The 24,868-nt window shown below is 37.0% G+C and carries 25 protein-coding genes; 15 read left to right on the top strand and 10 right to left on the bottom strand.

Going from position 1 to position 24,868, the window contains the following annotated elements; translation table 11 throughout:
* Positions 1-16: 16 nt before the first annotated feature.
* On the bottom strand, positions 17-823 hold the full coding sequence (locus BM207_RS03670; protein WP_090992223.1) for a hypothetical protein: 807 nt from the start codon (positions 821-823) through the stop codon (positions 17-19).
* 293 nt (positions 824-1,116) lie between these two features.
* Between BM207_RS03670 and BM207_RS03675 the strand changes: the two genes are divergently transcribed.
* The 5 genes from BM207_RS03675 (at position 1,117) to BM207_RS03695 (ending at position 4,129) form a co-directional block, all read left to right on the top strand.
* A complete protein-coding gene (locus BM207_RS03675) occupies positions 1,117-1,803 on the top strand; it encodes a DUF4397 domain-containing protein (RefSeq protein WP_090992224.1) in 687 nt (228 codons plus the stop codon).
* A gap of 80 nt (positions 1,804-1,883) precedes the next feature.
* The gene (locus tag BM207_RS03680) at positions 1,884-2,669 is read left to right on the top strand and encodes a HipA family kinase (protein WP_090992225.1); all 786 of its coding nucleotides are present in this window, start codon (positions 1,884-1,886) and stop codon (positions 2,667-2,669) included.
* Positions 2,647-3,030, top strand: coding sequence for a DUF3037 domain-containing protein (locus tag BM207_RS03685; protein ID WP_090992226.1), 384 nt, complete (start codon positions 2,647-2,649; stop codon positions 3,028-3,030). The genes BM207_RS03680 and BM207_RS03685 overlap by 23 nt, the downstream gene beginning before the upstream one ends.
* 1 nt (position 3,031) lies before the next feature.
* Positions 3,032-3,502 (top strand): response regulator transcription factor, encoded by a 471-nt coding sequence (locus BM207_RS03690; RefSeq protein ID WP_090992227.1) that lies wholly within the window; start codon positions 3,032-3,034, stop codon positions 3,500-3,502.
* Between the two features lie 96 nt (positions 3,503-3,598).
* On the top strand, positions 3,599-4,129 hold the full coding sequence (locus BM207_RS03695) for a DUF4199 domain-containing protein (RefSeq protein WP_090992228.1): 531 nt from the start codon (positions 3,599-3,601) through the stop codon (positions 4,127-4,129).
* An 11-nt stretch (positions 4,130-4,140) separates the two neighbouring features.
* Here BM207_RS03695 and BM207_RS03700 read toward each other — a convergent pair whose 3' ends face one another.
* The gene (locus tag BM207_RS03700; protein ID WP_090992229.1) at positions 4,141-5,526 is read right to left on the bottom strand and encodes an MBL fold metallo-hydrolase; all 1,386 of its coding nucleotides are present in this window, start codon (positions 5,524-5,526) and stop codon (positions 4,141-4,143) included.
* A 97-nt stretch (positions 5,527-5,623) separates the two neighbouring features.
* Positions 5,624-5,785, bottom strand: a complete 162-nt coding sequence (locus BM207_RS03705) for a hypothetical protein (RefSeq protein ID WP_245768017.1) — start codon at positions 5,783-5,785, stop codon at positions 5,624-5,626.
* A gap of 366 nt (positions 5,786-6,151) precedes the next feature.
* On the opposite strand from BM207_RS03705, the gene BM207_RS03710 reads away from it, so the two are divergent.
* The 6 genes from BM207_RS03710 to BM207_RS03735 all read left to right on the top strand — a co-directional run bounded on the left by BM207_RS03710 (position 6,152) and on the right by BM207_RS03735 (position 10,666).
* A complete protein-coding gene (locus BM207_RS03710) occupies positions 6,152-6,616 on the top strand; it encodes a YMGG-like glycine zipper-containing protein (RefSeq protein ID WP_090992230.1) in 465 nt (154 codons plus the stop codon).
* A gap of 148 nt (positions 6,617-6,764) precedes the next feature.
* Positions 6,765-7,142, top strand: coding sequence for a hypothetical protein (locus tag BM207_RS03715; RefSeq protein ID WP_090992231.1), 378 nt, complete (start codon positions 6,765-6,767; stop codon positions 7,140-7,142).
* Entirely contained in the window at positions 7,133-7,975 is an 843-nt protein-coding gene (locus BM207_RS03720; protein ID WP_090992232.1) for a hypothetical protein, read from the top strand. The genes BM207_RS03715 and BM207_RS03720 overlap by 10 nt, the downstream gene beginning before the upstream one ends.
* Positions 7,975-8,904 carry a tRNA (adenosine(37)-N6)-dimethylallyltransferase MiaA gene (gene miaA, locus BM207_RS03725; protein WP_090992233.1) on the top strand — a complete coding sequence of 310 codons (930 nt, stop codon included), beginning with the start codon at positions 7,975-7,977 and terminating at the stop codon, positions 8,902-8,904. Before BM207_RS03720 ends, miaA begins: the two co-directional genes overlap by 1 nt.
* Before the next feature lie 16 nt (positions 8,905-8,920).
* Positions 8,921-10,048 carry a DNA adenine methylase gene (locus BM207_RS03730; RefSeq protein ID WP_090992234.1) on the top strand — a complete coding sequence of 376 codons (1,128 nt, stop codon included), beginning with the start codon at positions 8,921-8,923 and terminating at the stop codon, positions 10,046-10,048.
* Between the two features lie 99 nt (positions 10,049-10,147).
* Complete coding sequence (locus tag BM207_RS03735) at positions 10,148-10,666, top strand: outer membrane beta-barrel protein (protein WP_090992235.1); 519 nt, start codon at positions 10,148-10,150, stop codon at positions 10,664-10,666.
* 40 nt (positions 10,667-10,706) lie between these two features.
* On the opposite strand, the gene BM207_RS03740 is transcribed toward BM207_RS03735, so the two are convergent.
* The 5 genes from BM207_RS03740 to BM207_RS03760 form a co-directional block, all read right to left on the bottom strand.
* Positions 10,707-11,114: a response regulator gene (locus BM207_RS03740; RefSeq protein WP_090992236.1), complete on the bottom strand. Its 408-nt coding sequence runs from the start codon at positions 11,112-11,114 to the stop codon at positions 10,707-10,709.
* Positions 11,104-12,183: a hybrid sensor histidine kinase/response regulator gene (locus BM207_RS03745; protein WP_090992237.1), complete on the bottom strand. Its 1,080-nt coding sequence runs from the start codon at positions 12,181-12,183 to the stop codon at positions 11,104-11,106. Before BM207_RS03745 ends, BM207_RS03740 begins: the two co-directional genes overlap by 11 nt.
* A gap of 9 nt (positions 12,184-12,192) precedes the next feature.
* Positions 12,193-14,316 (bottom strand): sensor histidine kinase, encoded by a 2,124-nt coding sequence (locus BM207_RS03750; protein WP_090992238.1) that lies wholly within the window; start codon positions 14,314-14,316, stop codon positions 12,193-12,195.
* A 1-nt stretch (position 14,317) separates the two neighbouring features.
* Complete coding sequence (locus tag BM207_RS03755; protein WP_143095912.1) at positions 14,318-14,959, bottom strand: hypothetical protein; 642 nt, start codon at positions 14,957-14,959, stop codon at positions 14,318-14,320.
* Between the two features lie 61 nt (positions 14,960-15,020).
* Positions 15,021-17,348 carry an Rv1355c family protein gene (locus BM207_RS03760; RefSeq protein WP_090992240.1) on the bottom strand — a complete coding sequence of 776 codons (2,328 nt, stop codon included), beginning with the start codon at positions 17,346-17,348 and terminating at the stop codon, positions 15,021-15,023.
* Positions 17,349-17,464: 116 nt separating this feature from the next.
* On the opposite strand from BM207_RS03760, the gene BM207_RS03765 reads away from it, so the two are divergent.
* The 3 genes from BM207_RS03765 to BM207_RS03775 all read left to right on the top strand — a co-directional run bounded on the left by BM207_RS03765 (position 17,465) and on the right by BM207_RS03775 (position 21,764).
* Complete coding sequence (locus BM207_RS03765; protein ID WP_090992241.1) at positions 17,465-17,920, top strand: response regulator; 456 nt, start codon at positions 17,465-17,467, stop codon at positions 17,918-17,920.
* Between the two features lie 174 nt (positions 17,921-18,094).
* The gene (locus BM207_RS03770; protein ID WP_090992242.1) at positions 18,095-20,755 is read left to right on the top strand and encodes a T9SS type B sorting domain-containing protein; all 2,661 of its coding nucleotides are present in this window, start codon (positions 18,095-18,097) and stop codon (positions 20,753-20,755) included.
* A 1-nt stretch (position 20,756) separates the two neighbouring features.
* Complete coding sequence (locus tag BM207_RS03775) at positions 20,757-21,764, top strand: PorP/SprF family type IX secretion system membrane protein (RefSeq protein WP_090992243.1); 1,008 nt, start codon at positions 20,757-20,759, stop codon at positions 21,762-21,764.
* A gap of 11 nt (positions 21,765-21,775) precedes the next feature.
* Here the strand turns inward: BM207_RS03775 and rpoN are convergent, their stop codons facing one another.
* The gene (gene rpoN, locus BM207_RS03780; protein WP_090992244.1) at positions 21,776-23,251 is read right to left on the bottom strand and encodes an RNA polymerase factor sigma-54; all 1,476 of its coding nucleotides are present in this window, start codon (positions 23,249-23,251) and stop codon (positions 21,776-21,778) included.
* A gap of 161 nt (positions 23,252-23,412) precedes the next feature.
* On the opposite strand from rpoN, the gene mscL reads away from it, so the two are divergent.
* Positions 23,413-23,844, top strand: coding sequence for a large conductance mechanosensitive channel protein MscL (mscL, locus tag BM207_RS03785; RefSeq protein ID WP_090992245.1), 432 nt, complete (start codon positions 23,413-23,415; stop codon positions 23,842-23,844).
* Positions 23,845-23,979: 135 nt separating this feature from the next.
* Here the strand turns inward: mscL and BM207_RS03790 are convergent, their stop codons facing one another.
* Entirely contained in the window at positions 23,980-24,858 is an 879-nt protein-coding gene (locus BM207_RS03790) for a ChaN family lipoprotein (RefSeq protein WP_090992246.1), read from the bottom strand.
* Positions 24,859-24,868 lie beyond the last annotated feature (10 nt).

Consider the following 24,868-nt stretch of genomic DNA (forward strand, 5'->3'; position numbering starts at 1 on the left):
AAAAGTTATTAAAATTCTAAAAAACATAACCGATGGTGATTTGAGGTGAATAGCCCAAGTTTGGATCCTTTATAAAGGTGACGTCAGTGAGGAAATGCAGGGAGCTAAGCCCGATTCCTATATGGTGCTTGAATGGAGCTACACTCACACCAGATCGTATACTCAAAGATTTAATAAGTTGATAATCTATTCCCATCGCAACGTTCCAAGGTAAATCGAGTTCTTTACTAAGCGTAGTCGCAATTAAAACCTTAGCACTTGTTTGATAGGCCAAACCTATATGTGCACTAGTGAGTACGGCAATATTAATTACTCTAGTGTTGTATGATTCTTGGGAGGGATTGTTAATATAGGCACCAACGAAGAGTTTTTCATTTAATTGAAAAAAAACGCCTATATCTACCGAAATTCCTTTTGTGGTGCCATAATTCGAGATTTTGATTTGATGGTAATTGGCTCTTAGTCCAATAGAAAGCTTTTGGCCAAATTGTTTGGCGACTATCAATCCGGTTTTTATGGTGCTAAATTCTGGAATACCGTATCGTTGTATGTTGATGCCAAACGAGTAACGGTTGCAAGGGAAAACAAACGCTAGTGCAGCGCTACTTAAATCATCAGCCAAGAAGTGTTTTTCATAATTTAGTTGGAGGGCGGGGACTTTTAATTCGCTGATGGAAGCGGGATTGGTAGAGGTACCCCATATATCTTTCACTGCGGCTCCGTTGTTGCCCATTGCTGCTAACCTGCCTCCCTGTTGGCTTTGTGCAAATACAAGTGGTGTGCTAAAAATGAATACATAAAAAAGGTAGATAGGCTTAATCATAAACCTAAGCTATGCAAAATAATAATTGTTATATGGTTGTTATTTGAAATAATATTTTGATTTATTGGAGTTTACTTCTAGTTAATTTTTATTTCCTCCTATTTCAATCGAATAACGAAATAGTGTTAAATGCCGAGTTTAATATTTGGGCATGACTCTAAAGCTGCGGTTAAAACTTTAACAGAGGTCGTCAAAGAGAAAAAAAAACACCTAAAAATATTTTAGCTCTTAGTAAACGAATTAATTCAATCATAAATTTGACGAATTGGCGTGGTATTTGAGTGTGTTTTTTTATGAAAACAAATAATTTCCAAATCGCAACTAAATTGCTCTTGATCACTATTCTTTCAACTACTTTATTTTTGTCTTGTAAAAAGAACGAAGACGAGGTTATTGTATATGGAGATGCGAAATTTAAAGTCGTAAATGCAGTTCAAGGTTCGAGCGCACAAGATTTTTATCAGGGTGACACAAAAGTTACTACTACTGCAGTAGCTTATGGCGAGGTGTCTGATTATTTGACAGTTAAGGCGGGAACGAGTACCATTTCCTTCAAAACTGCTGGAACCCAAACTGTTAATGCCTCAAACACTGTTGGTGCTAATACAGATATAAATTATACCCTATTTTATGTGAACAATTTAAATGGTTCTGGGGAAATAATTGGTTTTGCAGATAGTAATGCTCAACCTGCATCTGGAAAGGCACATGTTAGATTTTTGAACCTCGGCGGAGTTTTAACAAATGCGATAAATATCAGCGTTAATAGCGGGCAAGAGTTATTAACGGGTCTTGCTTTTGGAAAGATATCTAATTATGGCGCCATTGACGCTAACGTAGACCTGAAGTTTTCATTGGTGGGTTCGGTGTCGTCCACCGTTATTCCTGGTTCTTCATTTCAGAGTGGTAAAACTTATACCGTATGGTTTGATGCAGCAAATACCACTACTGCTCAGTATCATATCGTTGCGCAAAACTAGGCAACAAAAAGTGTTGGGTTTTTAAGCATGTTTCAAATTACTGAAAGTATAATGATATATTTGAAGTAAAAGTAGAAACAATGCAATTGCAATTACGAACTGTAAATGTTACTCGATATGTTACTCCCTTGCGTGAAGGCGGGTCGATGCCTGCTATCGCAGAAGCTGATGATGGATTTCTATATGTACTTAAATTTCGGGGAGCAGGTCAGGGTCACAAAGCGCTGATTTCCGAAATTATCGGGGGAGAATTAGCAAGAATCGCGGGGCTAAAAGTCCCAGAACTAGTGTTTGCCGAGCTTGATGAAGCTTTCGGAAGGACGGAGCCGGATGAGGAAATCCAGGATCTGTTAAAAGCTAGTGTTGGTTTAAACCTGGCTTTACATTATCTTTCTGGAGCGATAACCTACGATCCTACCGTGAGTAGCATTGATCCTGTCTTGGCTTCGAAAATAGTTTGGTTAGATTGTTTATTAACCAACATGGATCGGACTCCGCGAAATACGAACATGTTGTACTGGCATAAAGAACTTTGGCTAATCGACCATGGCGCATCACTTTATTTTCATCATTCCTGGCAAAATTGGGAAGAGCAAGCGCTCAGACCATTTACTTTAGTGAAGGATCATGTTTTATTGCCAGAAGCAAGCGAATTAGCAACTGTCGATGCGGAATTAAGTCAACTATTTACTCCGGCAATAATCTCTTCGGTATTGAATTTAATACCAGATGAGTGGCTAGACGAAGATATGTTTTCAAGTAGTCAACAGCAACGCGATTCGTATGCTAAATTTTTGAACACTCGCATAGCAAATTCATCAATTTTTGTAAAGGAAGCTCAAAATGCCAGAGAAACATTTATTTGAATATGCCGTTATTCGAGTTGTGCCAAGGGTAGAACGTGAAGAATTTATCAATGTAGGGATAATTTTGTACTGTGCTAAGCAAAAATTTTTACGGGCAGCCATTGTCATTGATCAAGATAGATTGTTGGCTTTTGCGCCCCAAATAGAAATTGATTTTCTAGAGAAAAATCTGAACGCAATTGTTACTATTTGTGAAGGAGGCGACGATGCTGGCCCTATTGGCCGGCTAGACAATGCCTCTCGTTTTAGGTGGCTTACAGCAACCAGAAGTACTGTGGTGCAGCCCTCTAAAGTACATCCGGGCTTTTGTAAGAATGCGGAAGAAACATTTGAAAAATTAACCCGGCAATTGGTTTTGTAAGATGATTAAAAATATTGGCAATTACAGGCAGACCATTCTGTATGGGATATCATTAGCAATATTATTGCTGCTGTTGCGCTGGCTTGAATTGCGATATGTTATTTTAGCCCATTCATTTGAAATTTATGCAGGCGCTATTGCATTGCTATTTACCGCCTTAGGAATTTGGTTAGCTTTGAAACTAAACAACCCAAAGGTTTTGACCAAAGTAATAGAGAAGGAAGTTTTTATCACCCAAACAGCAAACTTTGTTTTAAATGAGCAAAACCTAATTGCACTCAAATTAAGCGCGAGAGAACTAGAAGTGTTAGCACTGATGGCTTTGGGGAAAAGCAACCAGGAAATAGCCGATCAATTATTCGTATCCCTTAATACGATCAAAACACATAGCAGTCGCTTATTCGAAAAAATGGATGTTAAACGTCGAACTCAAGCAGTTGAATTAGGAAAAAAATTATCTTTAATCCCTTAAATCGATCTTTTTACCCCAAAATCACCCTAAAGTATGAGGCTTTTTGTAGCGAAATATAATTTCTTTGTGGAATTATAAACTTAAAATATTAAACAGATGAAGAAGAACATTTTAATTTTTGGATTAATTTCAGGCTTAATTGCGAGCTCTATGTTAATCGCTATGACAGTGATTTGTTATAACAGTGGTAAAGTTGAAGGGAACATGTGGCTGGGCTACACCTTTATGCTGGTAGCCTTTTCTTTTGTGTTTGTCGGGGTGAAGAACTACCGAGATAAATTTAGTGATGGGATGATAAGTTTTGGAAAGGCTTTTAAGATTGGAATTATCATTACAGGAATAGCGGCCTCATTTTATGTGTTGGTATGGCTTATCTGTTATTATCTGTTTATCCCAGATTTTATGGAAAGATTTACGGAGCTTACGATAAATAACTTAAAGGCTGAGCATACCGACCCTGTTAAATTAAAAGAGCAAATTGAGGGCATAGAATTTTATAAAGGCATGTACAAAACTCCTTTCGGTGTAATTTTACTAACCTATATGGAAATACTTCCCTTAGGCATATTGATTTCTTTGATAACGGCTTTAATTTTAAAGAGAAAAGATAAACTTGTAACAGCATAGCGCATTTGAAACTATAACTCGATACTTTCACCTTTAGCAGGAATGCCTACTTCGTAGCCCACATCAGCGATTGCCGAAGCTAGTGCATTCATGCTTTTGAGCTCGCCGTGTACCAAGAAGATCTTTTTAAGCCTTTGTTTATCTTGATGTGTTACCGTATTCATCAGGTCGAAGTGATCTCCGTGTCCACTTAACAGGTCAGTTTTTTTAATCGAAGCATAAACCATCAAATCTCTGTTGCGTAGCCTAACGATTGGATCACCTCTTAATAACCTATCGCCCAGCGTGCCTTTTGCGCAATAACCAATAAATAGAATTGTGCAGTAGTAGTTCTGTATATTGTGATAAAGATGATCTTGGATGCGCCCTCCTTCCAGCATTCCAGCGGAAGAGATGATAATACAGGGTTCAAGATAGTTGCTTACTGAAATGCTTTCTTTCTTGTCGTGTACATAAGTCAGGTTGTCGAACTCAAATTCATCGCCCTTTAATTGGTAGAATTCTTTTGCCTCTTCATTAACAAGATTATGGTATTTCCGATAGACGTCTGTTGCGTAATTGGCTAAAGGACTATCTACAAAAATCTGCACAGGAGGCAGTAATCCTTTCGAGAAAATCTGATTTAAGGCAAAGACTAAAGCTTGCGTCCGCCCAATGCTGAAGGCTGGGATGATCAGTCTGCCGGGACTTTTAATGCAGCTTTCGTTAATGGTTTTGATCAGGGTTTCTTGCAGAGTAGCTTCTTTACTGTGAAAGCGACCTCCATAAGTAGATTCACATACCAGATAATCTAAGGGAGGTAGGGGATGCGGATCTATAAGAACGGGATAACCTTTCCTTCCAATATCTCCTGTAAAACCTATTTCTTGCGTTCTACCGTTTTCTGTAACCGATAGTACAACCGCTGCCGCACCTAGCAAATGACCAACTGGAATGAAGGTTACTGCAATACTGCCGTTAATTTTAAAGGGTTTATGAAAACTAATACTGACAAATCGATCGACAGTTTCCATTACATCCTTTTGTAGATAAAGTGGCTTAGGACCTTGCCTGCCTCTTTTGCTTCTAGCGTTTTTATGTAGCTTACTTAAGAAAATATTTACGGAATCAAGCAAGAGCAATTCGCTCAGATCAGCAGTCGGAGCCGTGCATAGAATCTGTCCTTCGAACCCCATTCTAACTAAGGTTGGTAAATTCCCCGAGTGATCAATGTGGGCATGTGTTAAAATAACCACATCAACTTCGGCAGGGTTAAATGGGAAATATTGATTTTCTTCCTGATATGTGCCTTTTTCGTAATCCAAGCCACAATCGATTAAGATGGTGTAGCCAGTTATCTGCAATAAATGCATACTGCCAGTTACCTGCTGTGCTGCTCCCCAAACGGTTAGTTTCATCAATTTATATTAATAATGAGCTAAGGTAACAAGATACTACTTTTTTGGGAAGCGCAAAGCGTAAGGCGAATAGTGTTTTGAGTTCGTAACTTAAAAGTTATTTTTTTTCTGGAGGAGTGGAAACGATTTCTCCAAATTCATTCACATAAGCCATCATACTTTCCAAATCTCCTCCTGTAGAATTTTGTTGACGTTCTTGCTTACGTTCTAATTTTTCTTCTTTTTTCTTCTGTCTATTTTTTTCTAATTGTTTCTTCATGAAAGTAGCCTGCGACTTTGCCATAATAATATCGTATAAATTAAAAACTGACTGCTCTCTTCGGTTACCTTTCGTCGACCTTTAACATCGTAAATGTTAACATGAATGGTCAAAACTTTATATTTTATCTTAGCACAGCAACGGTAAGCGGCTAATGATTTGAAATGCTGAACAATAGGCTATTGTTCAGTAGGTGATTAAATAGAGAATAGCACATTGATATTCCGTTGGTGCAAATGTACGTAAAATGACCCATATTATTATCTAAATAGTGTAATAATGAATTTGATGTAAGACTTTGTTTATCCACACAATTAATCTTTGGCATCATTTTTACATGGTTATCACTATAAAAATTAAATTAAAATGAAACGTATATTTATAATGATTACAATGGTTGCCGTATTTGCATCATGTAATAACAAAGCAAAAGAGGAAGCATTAGCGAAGCAACAAGCTATGGTTGCCGTTAGAGATAGTTTAAAATTAGATAGCTTTAAAAGAGCAGAAGCTGCGGAGAAAGAAAGACTGGTAGAAGAAAGGCATCAGGCTGAACTTGCAGCTGCGAGAAGAAGCAATACTAATTATTCATCAAGTGGCTCTACTACTAATACTAACGCAGGCACTTCAACTAGCATTAGGAAAGAAGGTTGGAGTTCTGCCGCTAAAGGAACCGCAATCGGCGCCGGAGTTGGTGCATTAGGTGGTATTTTAATCGATAAAAAAGATGGCCGTGGCGCAATCATCGGCGGTTTAGCTGGTGCCGGAGCAGGTTATGTGATTGGTAGAGAGAGGGACAAAAAAAGTGGTAGGGTTCAGCCTAAGAACTAAAGCATAAAGAAAGTCAGATACTGGCTTTCTTTATGCATGAGGTTTTTGTACGCTAGAATATAGAAAAAATAAAAAGGTACCCTATCTTTGAACTGATTTAGTGAACAAGTAATTTTAATTATTGTTATAGCATACAAAACTTTAAGTGATGAAAACGGATCTTGTAGAAATATTTCAAACGATTAGAGCAGAAATGCAAGCCTATGCCGCAACGGGCTTTGATGCTAGAATAAATTCTGAAACCGCATATGATCTTTGGAGCGAAAAAGAGGTTGTAATTGATGGGAAAAAGAGATCTGAAGTTTATTTTGCCGGAGTAGTTATTAGAAAGGGGTATGTAGGGTTTTACTATATGCCAGTATATGCAGAGCCGGAAATTAAGACCATTTTTCATCCTTCATTACTTAAATTGTTGAAAGGAAAATCATGCTTCCATATTAAAGCCCTCGATGAAATTCTTTTAAATCAGATTTCTGATGCTTTGGCCGCGGGGTTTAAATTATATAAGAAAAACGGGTGGGTGTAAAGTTAGCATGGCACAGGAGTGTGTTATCTGCGCTTACTACGCTCACTCATCCTGTCTTTTTTATCAATGATGATGCTTACGACATCCTTGAATGCAGTCCCAAATTATATCTGAATTTAGTTTCACTTCGTAATCATTTTCATCCCGACGAGTTAATAAATCTTCAAGAAAATTTTCAAAATGAAGGAAAGCTATTGGTTCACCTTTGGGAAGATGTCTGGCAGTTAAATCAAAAGCGAGTGCTAAGTAGGATAAAATCCTTTTTAGGCTTAAACTGCACTTTACATGCACGTAAAGCCGTATTAGTAGAATTAGATTCGACACAGGCGGTCAATTTTTTTAATGACACCCACTTACAGGGTTATGTAAAAGCGAAGCATTACTATGGCCTGCTAGTTAATAATGAACTAATTGCAATGGCCAGTTTCAGCGATTTAAGACCAATGAAACTAAAGGGTGTCGGATATACCTCTGCCGAGTTAATCCGCTTTGCATCCAAAGATGGTTTTACGATTACTGGAGGCTTAAGTAAATTAATAAAGCATTTCCTGAAGATTAAAAATCCGAACGACTTAATGTCGTATGCTGATCGGGATTGGTCGTTAGGCAGCGGATACCACCAATTGGGTTTTGAGTTAAGCGGTGTAACTGGTCCAGCTTATTTATATGTAGAATTAACTACTTTAAGAAGATATTTTCCGCATCGACTACCAAAAAACATTTTAACGGGCTTCCATGAACAAAAAGAAGTAAATTTGGAAACTTATTTAGTAAAAAACGGTTTTGAGAAAGTGTTTAATACTGGTAATTTAAAATATCATCTTTATGTTTAATGGAACAAGATCCACTGTTGGTAATTTTAGGGGCTACTGCCTCGGGTAAAACTCGACTAGCAATCGCATTAGCTGAAACATTGGCTACTGAAATCATAAGTGCCGATAGCCGACAAGTTTTTAGAGGTATGGATATTGGGACAGGCAAGGATCTAGCAGAATTTAACCAGGCAAAAATTCCTTTTCATTTAATTGATATCCGTGAGGCGGGAGAAAGCTATCATGTAAATGCATTCAAAGAAGACTTTTACGCTGCATTCAGACAAATCTCTGAGCGGGAGAAAATACCGATATTAGTGGGGGGTACGGGAATGTATATACATAGCTTGCTGCAAAATTATGAGTATACCGCGGTTCCCAAGAATGAGGAATTGAGGTTGGCTCTGCAAGATTTTGATAGAATTCAATTGTTAGAGCAGATTAAATCGTATCCTGCGAATTTGGTTGCCCATGCAGATCTATCTTCCACAAAAAGACTGATAAGGGCAATTGAAGTTGCCGATTACTTAAAGGGAAATACGCTAAAAACGTTTGCAAAACCAAGTATAAATCCATTGGTAATTGGTTTGGTTGATGAATTGTCGACACGAAGAGCCAAAATTAGCAATCGGTTAGATCTTAGGCTCAAAGAGGGCCTGATAGAAGAAGTTGAAATGCTAATCGCCAGGGGAGTATCGCTAGACAAGCTCATCTTCTATGGATTGGAATATAAATTTGTTGCGTTATATTTAATGAAGCAAATCGATTACCAAACTTTAAAGGAAAGATTAACGGTAGCTATTTTCCAATTTGCAAAAAGACAAATGACTTTTTTTAGAAAAATGGAAAAAGATGGGGTTAAAATTCATTGGCTAAAGGCTGATAAAGAGTTATTTAGCTTGAAAGCAGAAGCTTTGGAACTTATTAATCATCATATTCAATTAAAATAGTTGCATATTCGGTGCCATGAAGAAGAAATTGCGGCCTTTATTGAAATGGACAGGAGGCAAGTTTGATGAATACATCCTATTTGAAAAGTATGTTCCTGGCTTCGAACGTTATATAGAGCCTTTTTTTGGTGGTGGTGGAGTGTTCTTTGCCCTACAGCCGAAGGGAGCAATTTTAATCAACGATAAGAGTACCGATTTAATTAATTTTTACCGACAAATTAATCAAGTTGAGTTTAAAACAGCGTTATTGCTGTATGCCGATATGTGGGATGAGCTGGAGAAGCTGGCAAGTTTTTTATGGGGAGATTGTGCAGGTGCTTTTTCGAAGTATATTACACATAAAGTTGAATTAACACAATTAATTAAAGGGTTAGAGCATAGCCTCAATTTATATTTGAAGAATAAATCTTTATTGAAGGATGAACACTTTATCTTGGATTTTGACTTGTTTAAAAAAATGTTGTTGGACAGTCTTGTGGATAAGGCAAAGCGGATTAAAACAATTTCCGCTAAAGAAAATAGACACTTTACTAAAATTGAATTGTTTTCGCATTTTGAAACGGGTATAAGAGGTGGTATTTACCTGTTTTTTAGAAAGATTCTCAACCTCCATGCCCAGAAAGGTATACAGTTGTCGGCAGCAAGGGCAGCAGCGAACTGGTATTTTATACGGGAGTTTTGTTATGCAGCGATGTTTAGGTTTAATGCCAGAGGAGAGTTTAATATTCCGTATGGAGGCATAACCTATAATAAGAAAAAGTTTAGGGGAAAGATAGAGCGGATTTTTACGGACGAGGTTGCCAAATTGTTTGGGAAGAGTGTTTTTAGCAATGAAGATTTTGAATACTTTTTAAATAATTCGAACTTAAATGAGCGTGACTTTATTTTTGTTGATCCTCCTTACGACACAGAATTTTCTGAATATGACCGAAGTGCCTTCACCCAGAAGGATCAAGAGCGATTGGCTAGCTTTTTGATTAAAACGCCTGCAAAATGGATGCTTGTTATTAAAGAGACTTCTTTCATCCGTAATTTATATAGTCGTCCTAATATCAATATAAAGGTTTTTGAGAAGAATTATGCCTATAATGTTCGGGGAAGAAATAAACGTGGTGTAACACATTTGATTATCATGAATTATTGATTTTTGACCTTCTGTTTCCGTAATGGCATACATTTTGTTTATGTACCGGCATAGACAATGAAGTCTATAGAAATTTGAATTTGACTAAAATAAATAAAAATGAAACAGTCTACTAAATTTTTAGCCTCTGCAGTAGCTGCAGTAGCTTTATTTTTCTCAACGAATGTTAATGCTCAGTCTTCACCTAAATTCGGTATTGGTTTAAATGTGGGGGTGCCCACAAAAAATAGCCATAGCTTTGCCATCGGCGGAGATTTACGGTATCAGTTTGATCTAAGTAAACAATTATCTGTTCCGATTACAGCTGGCTATACCCGTTTTATGGGTGCTGAAATAGGTAATACAGGAGTTGATGCGCCTGATATTTCTTATATCCCAGTAAAAGCAGGATTAAAATACTTCTTTAATGATACTGGTGCAGGTGTATATGGTTTAGCAGAAGCTGGAGCTGGCTTTGGAGTTGGTAATTCAAGTGGAACAAATTTTATCTATTCTCCTGCCTTAGGATATGCTTGGAGCAATGGATTAGATCTTGCAGCAAAATATGAAGGCTTTAATGAATCGGGTTTTAATACTGGGTACTTTGGCTTACGTTTAGCCTATGGCTTTAAACTTTAATAAATAGTTTAAGATGCTAAAAAGCTCCATGAGATTCGTCTCATGGAGCTTTTTTATTGATCAGTTCTGCCAATTCCATTGGCATCAAGGGTTTTTTCAAGAGTTTAACTACATATACATTTGCTTCGGCTTTTTTAATGTCGCCAAAATCCAATGTTGAAGAGAGCATGGCAACAGGACAGCTACCAGTAAAAGTTGCAGGAAGCTGTTTATAATGATCCAGATAGTCAAAACCGTCCATTTCAGGCATTTGTATATCGAGTAAAATAAAATTAGGTAGTTTTTCAGGATTATCCATATGCTTATTTAGGTAATCCAGGCTTTCTTCACCTGATTGGCAAATGATAATCTCTTCAAAAAGCTTAGTCAAAGTAATGATCCTTGCATTGATTTTTAAATCAATCTCGTTATCATCTATCAACATTATTTTTTTTAGCTCATTTGGCATTCGGAATTGTTATTTTAAATGTTGTGCCATAATCTATATTCGATTTAACCGAAATGCGGCCATTGATTTTGTTTAAAGCTTCTTTCACAATAAACAGTCCTAATCCGCTTCCATGATGATCTTTACTCCTAAAGAACTGTGTAAATATCTTTTCCAGATGCTCGTTTAAAATACCAACACCATTGTCCGTTATGTTAATCTCCACACATTCTATACTCACTGCTATTTCGATATTTACCTTCTTATTCGGTTCATTTGTTTTTTGATACTTTATAGCATTCGAAATTAAATTCCCTAAGATGACTTCTATTCTAAACAAATCTCCTTTAAATGGAACGGGCTGATCTACATTTACATCAAATTGAGTATCCTTATTTGCATAAGCATAAAGATTAATCAAGTCGGCCACTAATAATTTGAAGTCTACATTTGATTCTTCAGACTGCGTTTTATTATTTTTATAATACTGAAGCGTTTTTTGAATATAGTAATCTAACTTATTCGAGCAGCTTTCTATCAAGCTCCAGTATTCGCCGCTTGAGTGATAAAGATTCTCCATCTTTACTAAGTTTACAATCCCAATAACCGATACCAATGGTGCCCTTAATTCGTGCGATATGCTATAGATAAATCTATTCAGTTCATCATTGGTTTTCTCAAGTTCGGCAATTTTATTTCTTAAATCTATTTTAGACCGATAGGCGTCGTACGCATTCTTTATAGAATTATGTAGCTCTAAGTCGTTCCATGGCTTTGTAACGTATCTGTAAATGTCGCCATGGTTAATTGCATCCGCTAATGCTTCTATATCAGTATAGCCGGTTAATAATATCCGAATAGGATCAGGAAAAGTCTCCGCAATGCTCTTAAAAAATTCTACTCCCGTGATATTGGGCATTTTTTGATCGGCAATTACTACATGAATATTTACACTTTCTAGAATTTTTAGACCATCAGCGGCGGAAATAGCTGTATAGATTTCATATAGCCTTCTAAAGCTAGCCTTAAATGCCTGAAGATTGTTTTCTTCATCATCGATATAGAGTACTTTAATGCTTTGAAAACTCATAATTAACTATTAGGGTAAATTTACGTTCAAGGTAATAATAAATTCAGTTCCCTCATTAGGTTTACTGATAACTTCAATATTACCTTTGTGTGTTTCGATAATGCTGAAAACAATGGAAAGCCCTAATCCAGTACCCTCACCTACGTCTTTTGTAGTAAAAAACGGTTCAAAGATACGATGTTTAACTTCCTCCGTCATACCTATCCCCGAGTCTTTGATACTCACCTTTACCTGTTGGTCGAGGTACCAGCTTTTAATTGTTAAATATTCTTCTTCTTCCTGTACTTCTTTTGATTTAATTGCCTGAATAGCATTTGAAATCAAGTTCATAAATATTTGGTTAATTTTACCAGGCTGACACTCTACTTTCGGTAAGTTTCCGAGTTCCTTAATCACCTTAACATTGTCAGGTATATTGTTCCGGACCAAAACGATGGTCGATTCGAGCCCCTCATTTAAATCGATGGGTTTTGTATCAGTTTCATCCAGGCGACTAAAATTCCGTAAACTTCTAATAATCTCAGCTGTCCTTTTGGCCCCTTCGCTAATGCCAGAAAGGAGAGAGTTTATTTCATTGTTAACAAAATTTAAGTCTATCTGGTTTTTAAAGGAGTTGATTTCCTCTAATTGTGGCTTTAAATCTTTATTCAGGTCAATTTCTTCATATTTAGCAATAACTTCTTTAAGGTCGTTTATATCTAGTTGTAGCGGTTTAATATTCGAGGTTACAAAATTAATAGGGTTGTTGATTTCATGGGCAATGCCGGCGGTAAGCTGACCTAATGCGGCCATTTTTTCTGCATCTACCAATTGAGATTGTGTGTCCTTTAAGTTGGTTAAAGTGAGATTGAGTGTTTCATTTGCACTTTGCAGTTCTTCTGTTCGTTCTTTTACACTTTTCTCTAGGATGATATTCTGCTCTTTAATTAATTTCTGATTTTCAAGTGATGCATTAAGGGCTTGTGCCTGAGCAATTTCATTTTCTTTTTTAAAGAAATTTATTTTATCAGCTAGCGCGAAAGATAACAGCATTACTTCTATGGATGAAGTAAATTGTAAAAGATAGATGGTGAAGTTATTATAAGGTATAATGCTATAATCTTTCATGATAAATAAGATTACTCCGAAAAGTAAAATAGACCAAGCTACAAGATAATACCCTGCAGGCTTAAAATGTTTCTTAAAATACACAAAATAAGCCGCAGAAAGTGCGAATATGGCGCCTGTAAGGGTGAGGACCTGCATCACAATAAATGCAATATTTATACTGAATGCAAATAGAACAATGAGGTCTAAAAAAGTTAAAATATATAGGATGGTAATTAACGTGTTCCATAGTTTGGAAAACACCTTCGTATTTAAGAATGAAAGCGTAAAAAAACTGGCAAATATGAGGCCTATGCAAGAAAATAGGACGACTGAATACTTGTTTATAGCAGAATCTTCATCCCAAAAATACTGAGAAGAATAGCCTTGTATAGTAACCTGTGTAAGCCAAATAGCAAAAATATAAAAAATGTAATATAGGTAGCTTTTATCTCGGATAATGATGAATAAAAACAGGTTATAGATGAACATAATGGCCATTATACCTGTATAAAAGCCAAATATGGTACCCCTCAAAGACAGTGTACTTAAGATTGATTTTTCTGAGATAATACTTATGGGAGTTAAAAAATTTTCTTTGCCTTTTAACCTCAAATAAATATTAGTACCTTGATCTAAACTATCCGGAATTTGAAAAACCTTGCCTTGTGTAAATTTTCTTTCTGCATAAGAAAAGGGATTGTAAGATGTTTTCTCAGTGAGGTTCCCTTGTTGTTCAATATACATCTCTGTAATATCGAGCCGTGATTGATCGATGAATACGACATGATTAACGAAGCTTAAATTCCTTTTTGAAGTTAATCTAATCCAGAAAATTGAGTGATCAACCCCATAATTGAAAATATTCGTTTTAACAGGTGTAAATTCTTTCTTTATTACCTGATCTATTGTTACATGATGTGTTAAATCTCTGTATACAGCAAGGTTAAAATCTTCATGAATAATATCATTTTGAAAGGCAGAGCTGAACGCTTGAAATTGGCTGAAAAAGACAAAGCATAAAAGAAAACCAAATATCCGTTTCATCTTATTTCAAGGTTAAATCAAAATGCAAGTTAACTGGTTCGCCGTTTTTAGATAAAATTTGTCGTGTAGATATTGGATTATTTCTCAATGTCATTATATCCGCTTTAACATCATCATAAGTAAGAGGTAAGTTTTCGATATCATCTATCAAGATAGATGTTGCTGTTAAATCTTCTTTTGGATAATAAAATTTTCCATTTATGCCAATTTCTTTAATTACCCTAAAGCCACCCCGGATGGAATTTCTATAGGTTGCAGGTGCGCACAGGCCGAATAAGGTATTTAACTTAATTAAACCAGCATAGGCAACACAGGCAATGCTTAACTGCATACTTCCGATACCGAGTCCTGCAATTTCCCATGAGTTCCATAACCCACATAATTCACCTGTCCCATCCATCCTCCTTTCTTCAACCATGTTAAATATTCGCTCATCCAATTCTCCTACAGCCTCTTCTATGGGCAATAATGTTTTTCCGTCCGCAACATGAATCCTACTTCCAGCCAAAGCTCTTCCATCTTCTTCGGCAGTAACGAGAATTACATAAACGTTCGGATTAAGTACCCAATCGATTTTAGCAGAAGTAATCTTAGTAATCCCAAATATTTCTAATACATGGGTATGCCCCTCGATAAATTTCATGCATAGAGCTCTATCATCAATTGCTCGAAATGCCTTGAAATATAAGTTTTCAATATGGGGTTTATGCTCTTCCAATGGAAAATATTTTAGCGGTTGATTTTCTGATAGTTCTTTCTGGCGATGGTGAAGCCTTGAAAAGTCTAAACATGAAAACTGCGGTTTCATGTTCATTATTTTCAAAAATTGAATTAAAAGTTTGTTCCATTTGCGTTAAGTCGGCTTTATCATCTTGTGGGATGTTTAAGGCCTGCTCAATACTATTTTTATAGAAGAATAATAAGGCAACATTCACAGGGTGAATTTGCAAATTTAATCCAGTACTAGCAAGCCATAATTTTTCTGCTGCTCTTCCCCCATCAATCATCGCAGTGGACGAAGATTTAGGCATTGTAATTAAACCGATTGCTGATGATGACATAAATTGCTGCAATGTTAATCTTTTGTAGCCATTTCCACCGTTAATTTGTTGTAAAAAATCTATGGTTCTACGATCCTTTATCAAGCGTATGCCTACGTGATCGTTATTATTCAAATCAAGGGTGTGGATTCCAATACCATCCTGGGTTTGATCAACTTCCGCTAAACTCCATCGCATCTCCTTATGAATGAAGTCCGCATGCGCTTCTGGAATGAACATACGCAACAGATCGGTATAGGCGGCGATATCGGCCAAGGAATGTATTTTTGCAGGGTCCGTGATCCATTTTAATTGAGCACCTTTGATACTTGAAGTTACTTTGGCCAGTTCAAGTAGGGTAGCAGGCTCAACGATTTGTTTAGCTGAAACTTTTCTATTGGTGTGACGTGCCTCAATTTGCGCTGCTAAATGTGTCTCCTCATTTGTTGGCTCGTACCCAGAAGAAAAGCTAAACCAAGCAATATGTCTTGGTGCTAAGTCAGGGGTTAATTCCCAGTTAACTTTTAAATTATGGTTTGCTGCGGATAGTAGTAAATTTTCTATAGCTGCACCAATTGAAACATAAGATGAAATATAAGCTGGATCTAAATAGGCTTGAGCTACACTTTCTTCTAAAAAAAGGTGAAGTAAGCGGTTTTGATAGTGAAAACGCCATGGTTGATTATTCCCCCCAGAAGGGGCTTTATTGGCATCATTAACCAGGGCAATTAGCATAGTTTCCGGTATTTCTTCACTATTTTCGGGTGAAAGAAAAGCTTTATCAGTGATAAAGTCTTGAATTTCTTTTGTAGTTATTAATGGAGAGCTTTTAGGTGCTGGTTTTTCTTCCTTTTTTAATGTATCCGTTATCAGCTCATCTAGGTCAAGAAAAAAGCGACCTGAAATACTTAAATTTCCTAATAATATTTTTCTTGCTACATCTGCCGTAATACCACCACCATAAGTTACCGCACTGGCTAATTGCGGCCAGGTAGAAATGGTGCTCATAATTTCAATTGCAGAGCCTTTCATTCGGGGCGATAAGGTTTCAACACCTGTTACCGCGGTTATGTAAGGGATTTGTTCATCCATGGTGGTTAAAGTGCTGTACTTTTCCATATCCAGGTGTTCAACCATTCCATGTAATACCAAGCGTTCCGGCTCCAAGTCAAACCGTTCAATATCAATCGTTCCGCGATCACTGCCTTCCATTAATACCGGAATGCCCAATGATTTTGCTTTTTTGCGGGAATTTATTTTAATGTCGAAACTATCACATTCATCAATAAGCAGATCTAATTTGCCGTTTCCTTCTAAGAACTCCCCTAAATTATCAGCAGTTATACCCTCGTCAAAACAAACAACTTTTAAGAACGGATCTATCTCAGCGATCTCTCTTGCAACAATAACCGTTTTCTTTATTTTTAAATTCTGTACGCCAGTTCTAATCCTATTGATATTACTCAGGTCGAGTTCGTCAAAGTCTGCAATCCTCAACTCTCCAAAGCTTCGTTCCATCGCAAGCGTTAACGAAACAGATTGGCCAACCGAAAGCCCCATCACTCCAATTTTCTTATTAGCTAATTGATCCTGTTCTGAGGCTGTAATCTTATGCTTATTTCTATTGGTACGAACAATAGTAAATTCATTTTCATCTAATAAGTGAACAAGTTTAGCACACCATGGATAATAGACCCAAACTCCATACTCATCAGAAGAATTTCCCTGAAATTGATTTTCTACAGCTTTCGCTAACGCTGAAGGAGGTGAAAAAACGATAGTTGGCTGTAAGCATTTAATTAATTCTTCAACCTGCGAGTAGATATGGTCGAAAACTTGTAGATTTTCTTTTGTTTGAAGGAGTAATTTAAACGCTCTTTTTTGTTCAGGATGTATGAGTTTAAAAAAGAGTGGTTTACAAACATTTTTTAACTCCTGGGTTTGATCAACAAGTTGAGCTATCTTTAGCGCTAAACTAGATTTAGACTGCATTATTCAAGTTAAATAAGAGGGTGTTAATGATAAAATTACAATCAAAAGTTAAAAGAACTAAATTACTCTTTTAAGAGTAATAATAAAAGAGTATTTTTAACTTTTATTATTGAACGATGAGCGCAAATATATTATATGTTGATGACGAGCCGCACAATTTAAGTGCGTTTGCTGCTACCTATCGTAGGTTATATAAGATTTTTACTGCAGAATCTGCTGATGAGGGAAGAAGGATTTTAGATCAAGAAGATATTCATGTAGTCATTACCGATCAAAGAATGCCTAAGACAACGGGTGTTGAATTTTTAGCATCTATTTTAGAAGTTCATCCTGAGCCCATTAGAATGATTTTGACGGGTTACACCGATATTGATGCTGTTATTGATGCGATCAATAAAGGGCAGGTTTATCGATATATTCAAAAGCCTTGGGCAGAAGATGATTTGCGAATCAATATTGACAAAGCCATTGAAATTTATACGCTTAGAAAAGAAAACAGAGAACTTACCGAACAACTTAAGGTTGCTAATACGCAACTGGAGTTTATAGCAAGACAAAATTTGCTCTCTTAAACCTCACACCTCATCGGGCAATGTGTTTGCCCTGCAAGGAAGTTTTCTCAATCTTCCTGGTATTGTTCCAGAAAAATCCCTTAGAAGCAGTATTGTTAGGTGAATAAATTGTTATTATTAGATTAACTGTTTATATTTAATATTCAGTTAATTAACCTGACATTTTGAGCTCCAATGAAGAATTTCTTTTGGTTTGTACTAATATTGCTGTTTACAGGATTTGCAGAAAATGCTTGGGCGCAGAATATTTCTAACGAAGGAACTGATTTTTGGACTGTATTCCCTACGCACGATCCTAGCTCTACACTGGCCACGATGAATGTGAATATCACTTCAAGTGCCGATTCGTACGTTACAGTAAGCTGTGGCACTTATAGCGAATCGCGAGCCATCCCAAAAAATCAAGTGGTTACTTTTTTGGTAGATCGTTCTCAATCTTACATTGATTATACCGAAGGAAATATGCGATTGCCAAATCGGGGCATTCATATTGTAGTGGCCCCGGGAATGCCAAAAGTAGTGGCTTTTAGTCATGTATTTGCCGCGAACAGATCTGCAGCCACCTTGATTCTACCTATAGAGTCCTTGGGGCAAAAGTATTTTTCCATGAACTATACGCAATCGGGAAATAGTGCCATAGGTCAAAATTATTTAACCATAGTAGCAGTAGAGGATGATACACATTTAATTTTGCATAAAAAAGACGGAAGTAAATTAGCGATTGAGTTACAGAAAGCTGGTGATGTTTATGAATATCTATCATCAAGTAAAGAAGATTTTACTGGAACATTTGTCGAGGTAAACCAGAACTTATCATCCTGCAAACGCTTTGCTGCATTTTCAGGTGCCACCACTATGGTTATTTCTTGCGGTAATTCGAGCGACCCTTTGCTTCAGCAATTGTATTCAGTGAATAGTTGGGGGAAAAGTTATGGTATAGTTCCATTTAAAAGTAGGAGGCATATTTTTAGGGTGGTGGCCCAAGAAGATAATACGGTAGTAAAATTAGATGGCAACGTTATCACTGTCTTAAATAAAGGGATGTTTTATGAACATCCAACTTTAAGTGACGCGGGGATTGTAAGTGCAGATAAATTAATAAGTGTTGCTCAATATTCGTTAACAGAGGCCTGCTCCGCAATTGGAGGCGGTTCTTTACGAGGAGATCCGGAAATGGTTTTACTTAATCCGATAGAGTTTAATATAAAAGACATCACTGTGTTTTCATCGGATGCTAATAGGATTTTGGAGAAGTATGTCAATGTGTTCATGAAAACCTCTAAAACCTCAACCTTCAAGCTGAATGGTACACCACCATCGGCAGGCTGGACTGTAATGGCTTCTGATCCAACTTATTCTTACATTCAAATCCAAGTTTATGAGGAAAGTTTGACGTTGACCGCTGATGATGGCTTTAATGCGATTGCTTATGGGTTTGGACAAACAGAATCTTATGCTTATTCTGCTGGGACTAATTTATACTCTACGAGTACGTTGAATTTGGTAAATCTGCAAAGTGGACTAAAAAGCTTGTCTTCTGCCTGTTTAGGACAGCAAACCAATCCTACTCTTACCGTACCTTATCGCCTATCAAAAATTACCTGGAATTTTGATGATGGTACAAGGTTCGAAGACTCGAACCTAGGGGTGCCAGTGGAAAGTGTTGATAACATAGGGGTGAAATTATATACCTATACTTCACCAGTTCGTAAAGTATTTACTGAGGAAGGCACTCATATTGTTTCTGCTAAGGCAATCGTATTAAAGGAAGACCTGCCTCCTTGTGTTACGGGAAATGAGTTAACATTCAATTTCGAAATCGAAGTTGTTCCGCTTGGAGTTGCTAATTTTGAATACCCGGATATTTGTGCAGGTACGCCCATCCAATTTCTCGACAAGAGCAATATAACAGGTAACATTATTGCAGAATGGAAATGGGAATTTGATGGGGTCATAAAAACAGCGCAAAATCCAACTCACACTTTTACCAAAGGGATGCATACGGTTAAACTATCAGTGGCCAACGCTTCGGGATGTTGGTCTGATGTATTTGTAAAAAATATTGAAGTAACCAAAGATTTCCCTCAATTGGAATTTTTGAAACCCAATCCAGTTTGTATTAACGATAGTCCATCACAGCTTGTAGTGAATGAAAAAATGGGGTTAACTGCATCAACAAAGATTTTTAAGGGTAAAGGTACGAGTGTGACTGGTCTCTTCAATCCAACTATCGCCGGCGTCGGGATACATGAAATTACTTATGTCTTTTCTTCAAATGCCGGCTGTACCGATTCAATAACTCAAAGCATTGAGGTGTATGCTAAAACTTTAATTGACGCACCTAGAACGGTTTATATTCTTGCTGGAGGGGAACGGGTGATCCCAGCAAGAATTAAAAATGTAAATTCTGCCTATCATTACAAGTATAAATGGACGCCAGCGACAGGCTTAAGTAATCCTGCAATCTTAAATCCCATAGCTTTTCCAGATCAAGACACCGAATACACTTTAACAGTGTCTATTGACGGTTTCTGCGACGTTTCTGAAAAAGTATTAGTCAAAGTCCTCGAGCAGGTAAAACCTCCCAATACTTTTAGTCCGAATGGCGATGGCACCAACGATGTGTGGAATATTTTATCACTAGATTCATATCCGAATGCTGAAATATCAGTTTTTAATAGAAATGGTCAAAAAGTTTTTTCAAGCATAGGATATGCAAAACCATTTGATGGGAATTTTAGGGGTAGTCCGCTACCGGTTGGTGTGTATTACTATATCATTAACCCAAAGAACGGTCGAAAAACAATTACTGGACCTTTAACGATAATTAGATAAATTGAGAAGATACATCCTCCTATTCATAACGTTAGCATGCACGCAAGGTTTTGCGCAGCAGAGACCGCAGTACACCCAGTATATATTTAATAATTACTTATTAAACCCTGCCTTGAGCGGGATTGAGAATTACACTGATTTTAAGGCTGGCTTCAGAAAGCAATGGGCTGGTATTAATGGGGCACCTCAAACTACTTTTGCTGCGGCACATTGGAGCCTGGGAAGTGATTATTTGTGGCGTAATCCATTGTCTCTACCCGAAAAAGGGAATGATCCGATGAGTGATAACTACATGCAAAATTATACGGCTTCACCAGCCCATCATGGTGTGGGTGCCATGGTTATTTTAGATAAGGCTGGACCCTTAACAAGGTTAGATGCTCACTTAACTTATGCCTATCATTTACAGCTGGGCGGAACCTTAAACCTAGCAGTCGGCGTGGCTGCAGGGATCACACGGTTTGGTTTAGATGCTTCCCAACTTAAACTAGAAGAGGAAGGTGATCCAGCACTTAACAACACCATTATTACCCAGTTTAAGCCCGACTTGGCGATGGGACTGTGGTTATACGGAGCTCGTTTTTTTGCGGGAGCTTCTGTTCAGCAAATCTTACCGCAAACATTGGCTTTTACCGATGCTCCTGGCTTTACTTCGGGAAAAGCAATACCACATGGATTTGCAACAGTTGGCTATAAATTGTTTATCGATGATGAAATCTCATTTATCCCCTCGGTAATGGTGAAGTATGTAAGGCCAACTCCACTTTCCTTCGATGCAAATGTTAAGTTTTCGTTTAAAGATCGGTTTTGGCTCGGTGGTAGCTATAGGTTAAATGATTCGTATGCGGGCTTGGCTGGTTTTAATTTTAGTAAACTAATTAACCTAACTTATTCCTATGATTTTACCACCTCAACAATTAACAGAGTGAGCTACGGTAGTCACGAAATTGTGTTGGGTATTCAGCTTAACAATGTTTATCAAGCAGTAAGCAAGATGAGTATGTGGTAACTATTACTAATTTATAGTTCCTTACGTAATCTGGCAACTGGAATATTCATTTGTTCTCGGTATTTCGCTACTGTTCTTCTCGCGATATTATAGCCTCTTTCCTTTAAAATATCAGTTAATTTTTCATCGGCCAAAGGCTTGCGTTTATCTTCATTACCGATACAATCTTCTAAAATCTTTTTAACCTCTTTATTCGATACTTCTTCTCCATTTTCGGTTTGAATAGCTTCAGAGAAGAATGATTTTAATAAAAATGTACCAAATTCTGTTTGTACATATTTAGAATTAGCCACCCTGGAAACCGTAGAAATATCCATGCCTATCTTGTCGGCAATATCCTTTAAGATCATCGGGCGCATTTTACGCTCATCAGCTGTCAAGAAATACTCATATTGGTAATGCATGATAGCATTCATCGTTTTTAGCAAGGTTTGTTGCCTTTGCTTAATAGCATCAATAAACCACTTGGCAGAATCCAATTTTTGCTTTACAAATTGAACGGCTTCTTTTAACTTTTTATCTTTTTGTGAAGCTTTGTCATAATGATCAAACATATCCATATAGGATCTGCTAACTCTTAATTCTGGAGCATTTTTTGAATTAAGGGTTAATATTAATATGCCGTCATTGTTACTGATATGAAAATCGGGAATGATTTGCAGCTGTTTAGTAGTTACCTGGTTTGAATCACCCGGTTTTGGGTTTAAACGTAAAATCTCGGCAACTACTTCTTTTAATTCTTCACTATTTAAGCCGACAGATTTTTCTAATTTATCGTAGTGTTTTCTTGTAAACTCATCAAGATGATGTTCAACAATCGTAATGGCTTTCATAACGATTGGATTATGTAGATCTTTTCGCCTTAACTGCAACGAAAGGCATTCTTGTAAATCGCGGGCGGCAATTCCTGGAGGATCAAAGCCCTGAATGACCTTTAACATATCTAGTACATCCTCTTCTTCAACCATCACATTTTGAGAGAAAGCTAAATCATCAATCATCGAGGTAATTGGACGGCGTAAATACCCATCATCGTCTAAACTGCCGATAATTTGCTTGCCAACAATGAAATCGCTGTCAGATAAGGGTACTAAATCTAATTGCTGTTGAAGACTTTCGAAAAATGTACTCTCGATAGCAATAGGGGTTTCCTTTTTATCCTCATCATCATCGCTATTGTTGTAGGAGTTGCCATAATCATTGGTATTATCATCCTGAAGATAATCTTCTACATTAAATTCATCTGTATTTGAGTCATCTTTTGCCTCTTGGTTAAAATCATCCTGATTATCATTTAAATCATCATATTCGTTAACCGGTTCATCAGCAGTCATTAAACTAGGGTCTTCCAAAGCTGGATTATCTTCTAATTCTTCTTTGATACGGGTATCTAAAGCAACAGTAGGCACTTGCAACAATTTGATGAATTGTATTTGTTGGGGCGATAGTTTTTGAAGTAGCTTTTGCTGTAAATGTTGCTTTAGCATATTGTAGATTGTAGTTTAATGATCAAAATTAAGCAATTGCTTTATATTAAAATAATTATGTTGGGACTATTCTTCATTTAAATTTTTAATTCAACTTTTTATTTGTTGAATGTATTATTTTTAATACTTTTAATTGTATAACTTAACTAAAACTAAAATTTATGGGATTTGTAAAGGAATTTAAAGAATTTGCTGTAAAAGGCAATGTGATGGATCTTGCTGTGGGGGTAATTATTGGTGCTGCATTTGGTAAGATAATAGATAGCGTTGTAAACGATCTGGTGATGCCAGTAGTTGCCGCTATTATCGGTAAGCCGGATTTTAGCAATATGTATGTTGTATTGAGAGGGACGGTAGCGGATGGTACTGCTTTGGTTGATGCAAGGAAAGTAGACGGTGCGGCGATTTTTGCCTACGGGAGTTTTATTACCGTAGCAATTAATTTTATTCTATTAGCCCTTGTTATTTTTATGATGGTTAAAGCAATTAACTCATTAAAACGCAAGGAAGAAGCAAAAGCAGTAATCGCACCTCCAGCGCCGACAAAAGAAGAAATTTTGTTAACTGAAATCAGAGATTTGTTAAAGAAATAATAGATGAAGTTCGTCATTGCGAGGTACCCGTCATTGCGAGGAGCGTAGCGACGAAGCAATCTAACGCGAGATTGCTTCGTCGCTACGCTCCTCGCAATGACGCTTTACACAACGACACCTACACAAATCGCGTAGTTAAAAACTCCTTTTAACCTTTGGATCTGTTACAATAACATAATCTCCAAGATGCTTGTATTTGCTCCAATCTGGATTGTCAAAATCTTCAGCAGAGAAGCAAGAAATATTTAGGATTTTTACTTTTGGGGCATAACGCTGGAGTTTTGCTAAAGTGCCTAATTTTTCATCGCTATGGAAGCGGCCGTTGACTTGAAAAATCTTTTTGCTTTTGTTCTTTTTAAGGTATCTCGCAATAGACCATGCCATGGTTGCATCCCAAAAGTTTTGGGTTTGATAAACCTTCATGCCTCCCATGCTATGGCCGCCAAGAGTCTCTATAAACTTGTCGTAATAGCGACCCGTTGCCGTGTCGATCGGTAAGGGAGCTAAAAATTGCTTAGAACTTTCAGGCAGCTGATGGAGTATTTCCAAACCGCTTCTTGTAACTGCATTGCTATATCTTGCGGCAGCATTTGCTCCGATAACATCAAGCTGATTTGCTTTAGCCAATTCAACCATTGCCTTATAATCCTTGTAATTATTCCACGCACGAGCCTCTTTGATAAAATTCTTCTCAGAAATAATACCTTTTAAATATTCGTTAATCACCAGCTGAATATCACTATGGAACATTTCCATTGTTAAAGCAGCTTTATTTGGATAGGCAAAAGCAATTTTCTTAAAAAGCTCGGTCTCCAAATAGTGACCAATGGAATCATTATGCTCTTCGCCAAAAAAGAGCACATCAGCGTTTTTTAAGTCGCTAACAATGGCATCAATAGCAATAGTCTTATCGTTTTTAACATCATAAACTTTGTAATGCCTGGCAATATCTTGCGCTAAAGTTATGATTGGACAAAGTAAGGCGACAAAAATTATAGTTTTTCTTAAGTTCATATTGGTTCCT

The organism is Pedobacter insulae, from assembly GCF_900113525.1.
GTDB lineage: Bacteria > Bacteroidota > Bacteroidia > Sphingobacteriales > Sphingobacteriaceae > Pedobacter > Pedobacter insulae.

Coding starts and splice junctions, on each gene's coding strand:
- BM207_RS03670 (WP_090992223.1), bottom strand. CDS start 823: ATGATTAAGCCTATCTACCTTTTTTATGTATTCATTTTTAGCACACCA.
- BM207_RS03675 (WP_090992224.1), top strand. CDS start 1,117: ATGAAAACAAATAATTTCCAAATCGCAACTAAATTGCTCTTGATCACT.
- BM207_RS03680 (WP_090992225.1), top strand. CDS start 1,884: ATGCAATTGCAATTACGAACTGTAAATGTTACTCGATATGTTACTCCC.
- BM207_RS03685 (WP_090992226.1), top strand. CDS start 2,647: ATGCCAGAGAAACATTTATTTGAATATGCCGTTATTCGAGTTGTGCCA.
- BM207_RS03690 (WP_090992227.1), top strand. CDS start 3,032: ATGATTAAAAATATTGGCAATTACAGGCAGACCATTCTGTATGGGATA.
- BM207_RS03695 (WP_090992228.1), top strand. CDS start 3,599: ATGAAGAAGAACATTTTAATTTTTGGATTAATTTCAGGCTTAATTGCG.
- BM207_RS03700 (WP_090992229.1), bottom strand. CDS start 5,526: ATGAAACTAACCGTTTGGGGAGCAGCACAGCAGGTAACTGGCAGTATG.
- BM207_RS03705 (WP_245768017.1), bottom strand. CDS start 5,785: ATGAAGAAACAATTAGAAAAAAATAGACAGAAGAAAAAAGAAGAAAAA.
- BM207_RS03710 (WP_090992230.1), top strand. CDS start 6,152: ATGAAACGTATATTTATAATGATTACAATGGTTGCCGTATTTGCATCA.
- BM207_RS03715 (WP_090992231.1), top strand. CDS start 6,765: ATGAAAACGGATCTTGTAGAAATATTTCAAACGATTAGAGCAGAAATG.
- miaA (WP_090992233.1), top strand. CDS start 7,975: ATGGAACAAGATCCACTGTTGGTAATTTTAGGGGCTACTGCCTCGGGT.
- BM207_RS03730 (WP_090992234.1), top strand. CDS start 8,921: ATGAAGAAGAAATTGCGGCCTTTATTGAAATGGACAGGAGGCAAGTTT.
- BM207_RS03735 (WP_090992235.1), top strand. CDS start 10,148: ATGAAACAGTCTACTAAATTTTTAGCCTCTGCAGTAGCTGCAGTAGCT.
- BM207_RS03740 (WP_090992236.1), bottom strand. CDS start 11,114: ATGCCAAATGAGCTAAAAAAAATAATGTTGATAGATGATAACGAGATT.
- BM207_RS03745 (WP_090992237.1), bottom strand. CDS start 12,183: ATGAGTTTTCAAAGCATTAAAGTACTCTATATCGATGATGAAGAAAAC.
- BM207_RS03750 (WP_090992238.1), bottom strand. CDS start 14,316: ATGAAACGGATATTTGGTTTTCTTTTATGCTTTGTCTTTTTCAGCCAA.
- BM207_RS03755 (WP_143095912.1), bottom strand. CDS start 14,959: ATGAAATTTATCGAGGGGCATACCCATGTATTAGAAATATTTGGGATT.
- BM207_RS03760 (WP_090992240.1), bottom strand. CDS start 17,348: ATGCAGTCTAAATCTAGTTTAGCGCTAAAGATAGCTCAACTTGTTGAT.
- BM207_RS03765 (WP_090992241.1), top strand. CDS start 17,465: ATGAGCGCAAATATATTATATGTTGATGACGAGCCGCACAATTTAAGT.
- BM207_RS03770 (WP_090992242.1), top strand. CDS start 18,095: ATGAAGAATTTCTTTTGGTTTGTACTAATATTGCTGTTTACAGGATTT.
- rpoN (WP_090992244.1), bottom strand. CDS start 23,251: ATGCTAAAGCAACATTTACAGCAAAAGCTACTTCAAAAACTATCGCCC.
- mscL (WP_090992245.1), top strand. CDS start 23,413: ATGGGATTTGTAAAGGAATTTAAAGAATTTGCTGTAAAAGGCAATGTG.
- BM207_RS03790 (WP_090992246.1), bottom strand. CDS start 24,858: ATGAACTTAAGAAAAACTATAATTTTTGTCGCCTTACTTTGTCCAATC.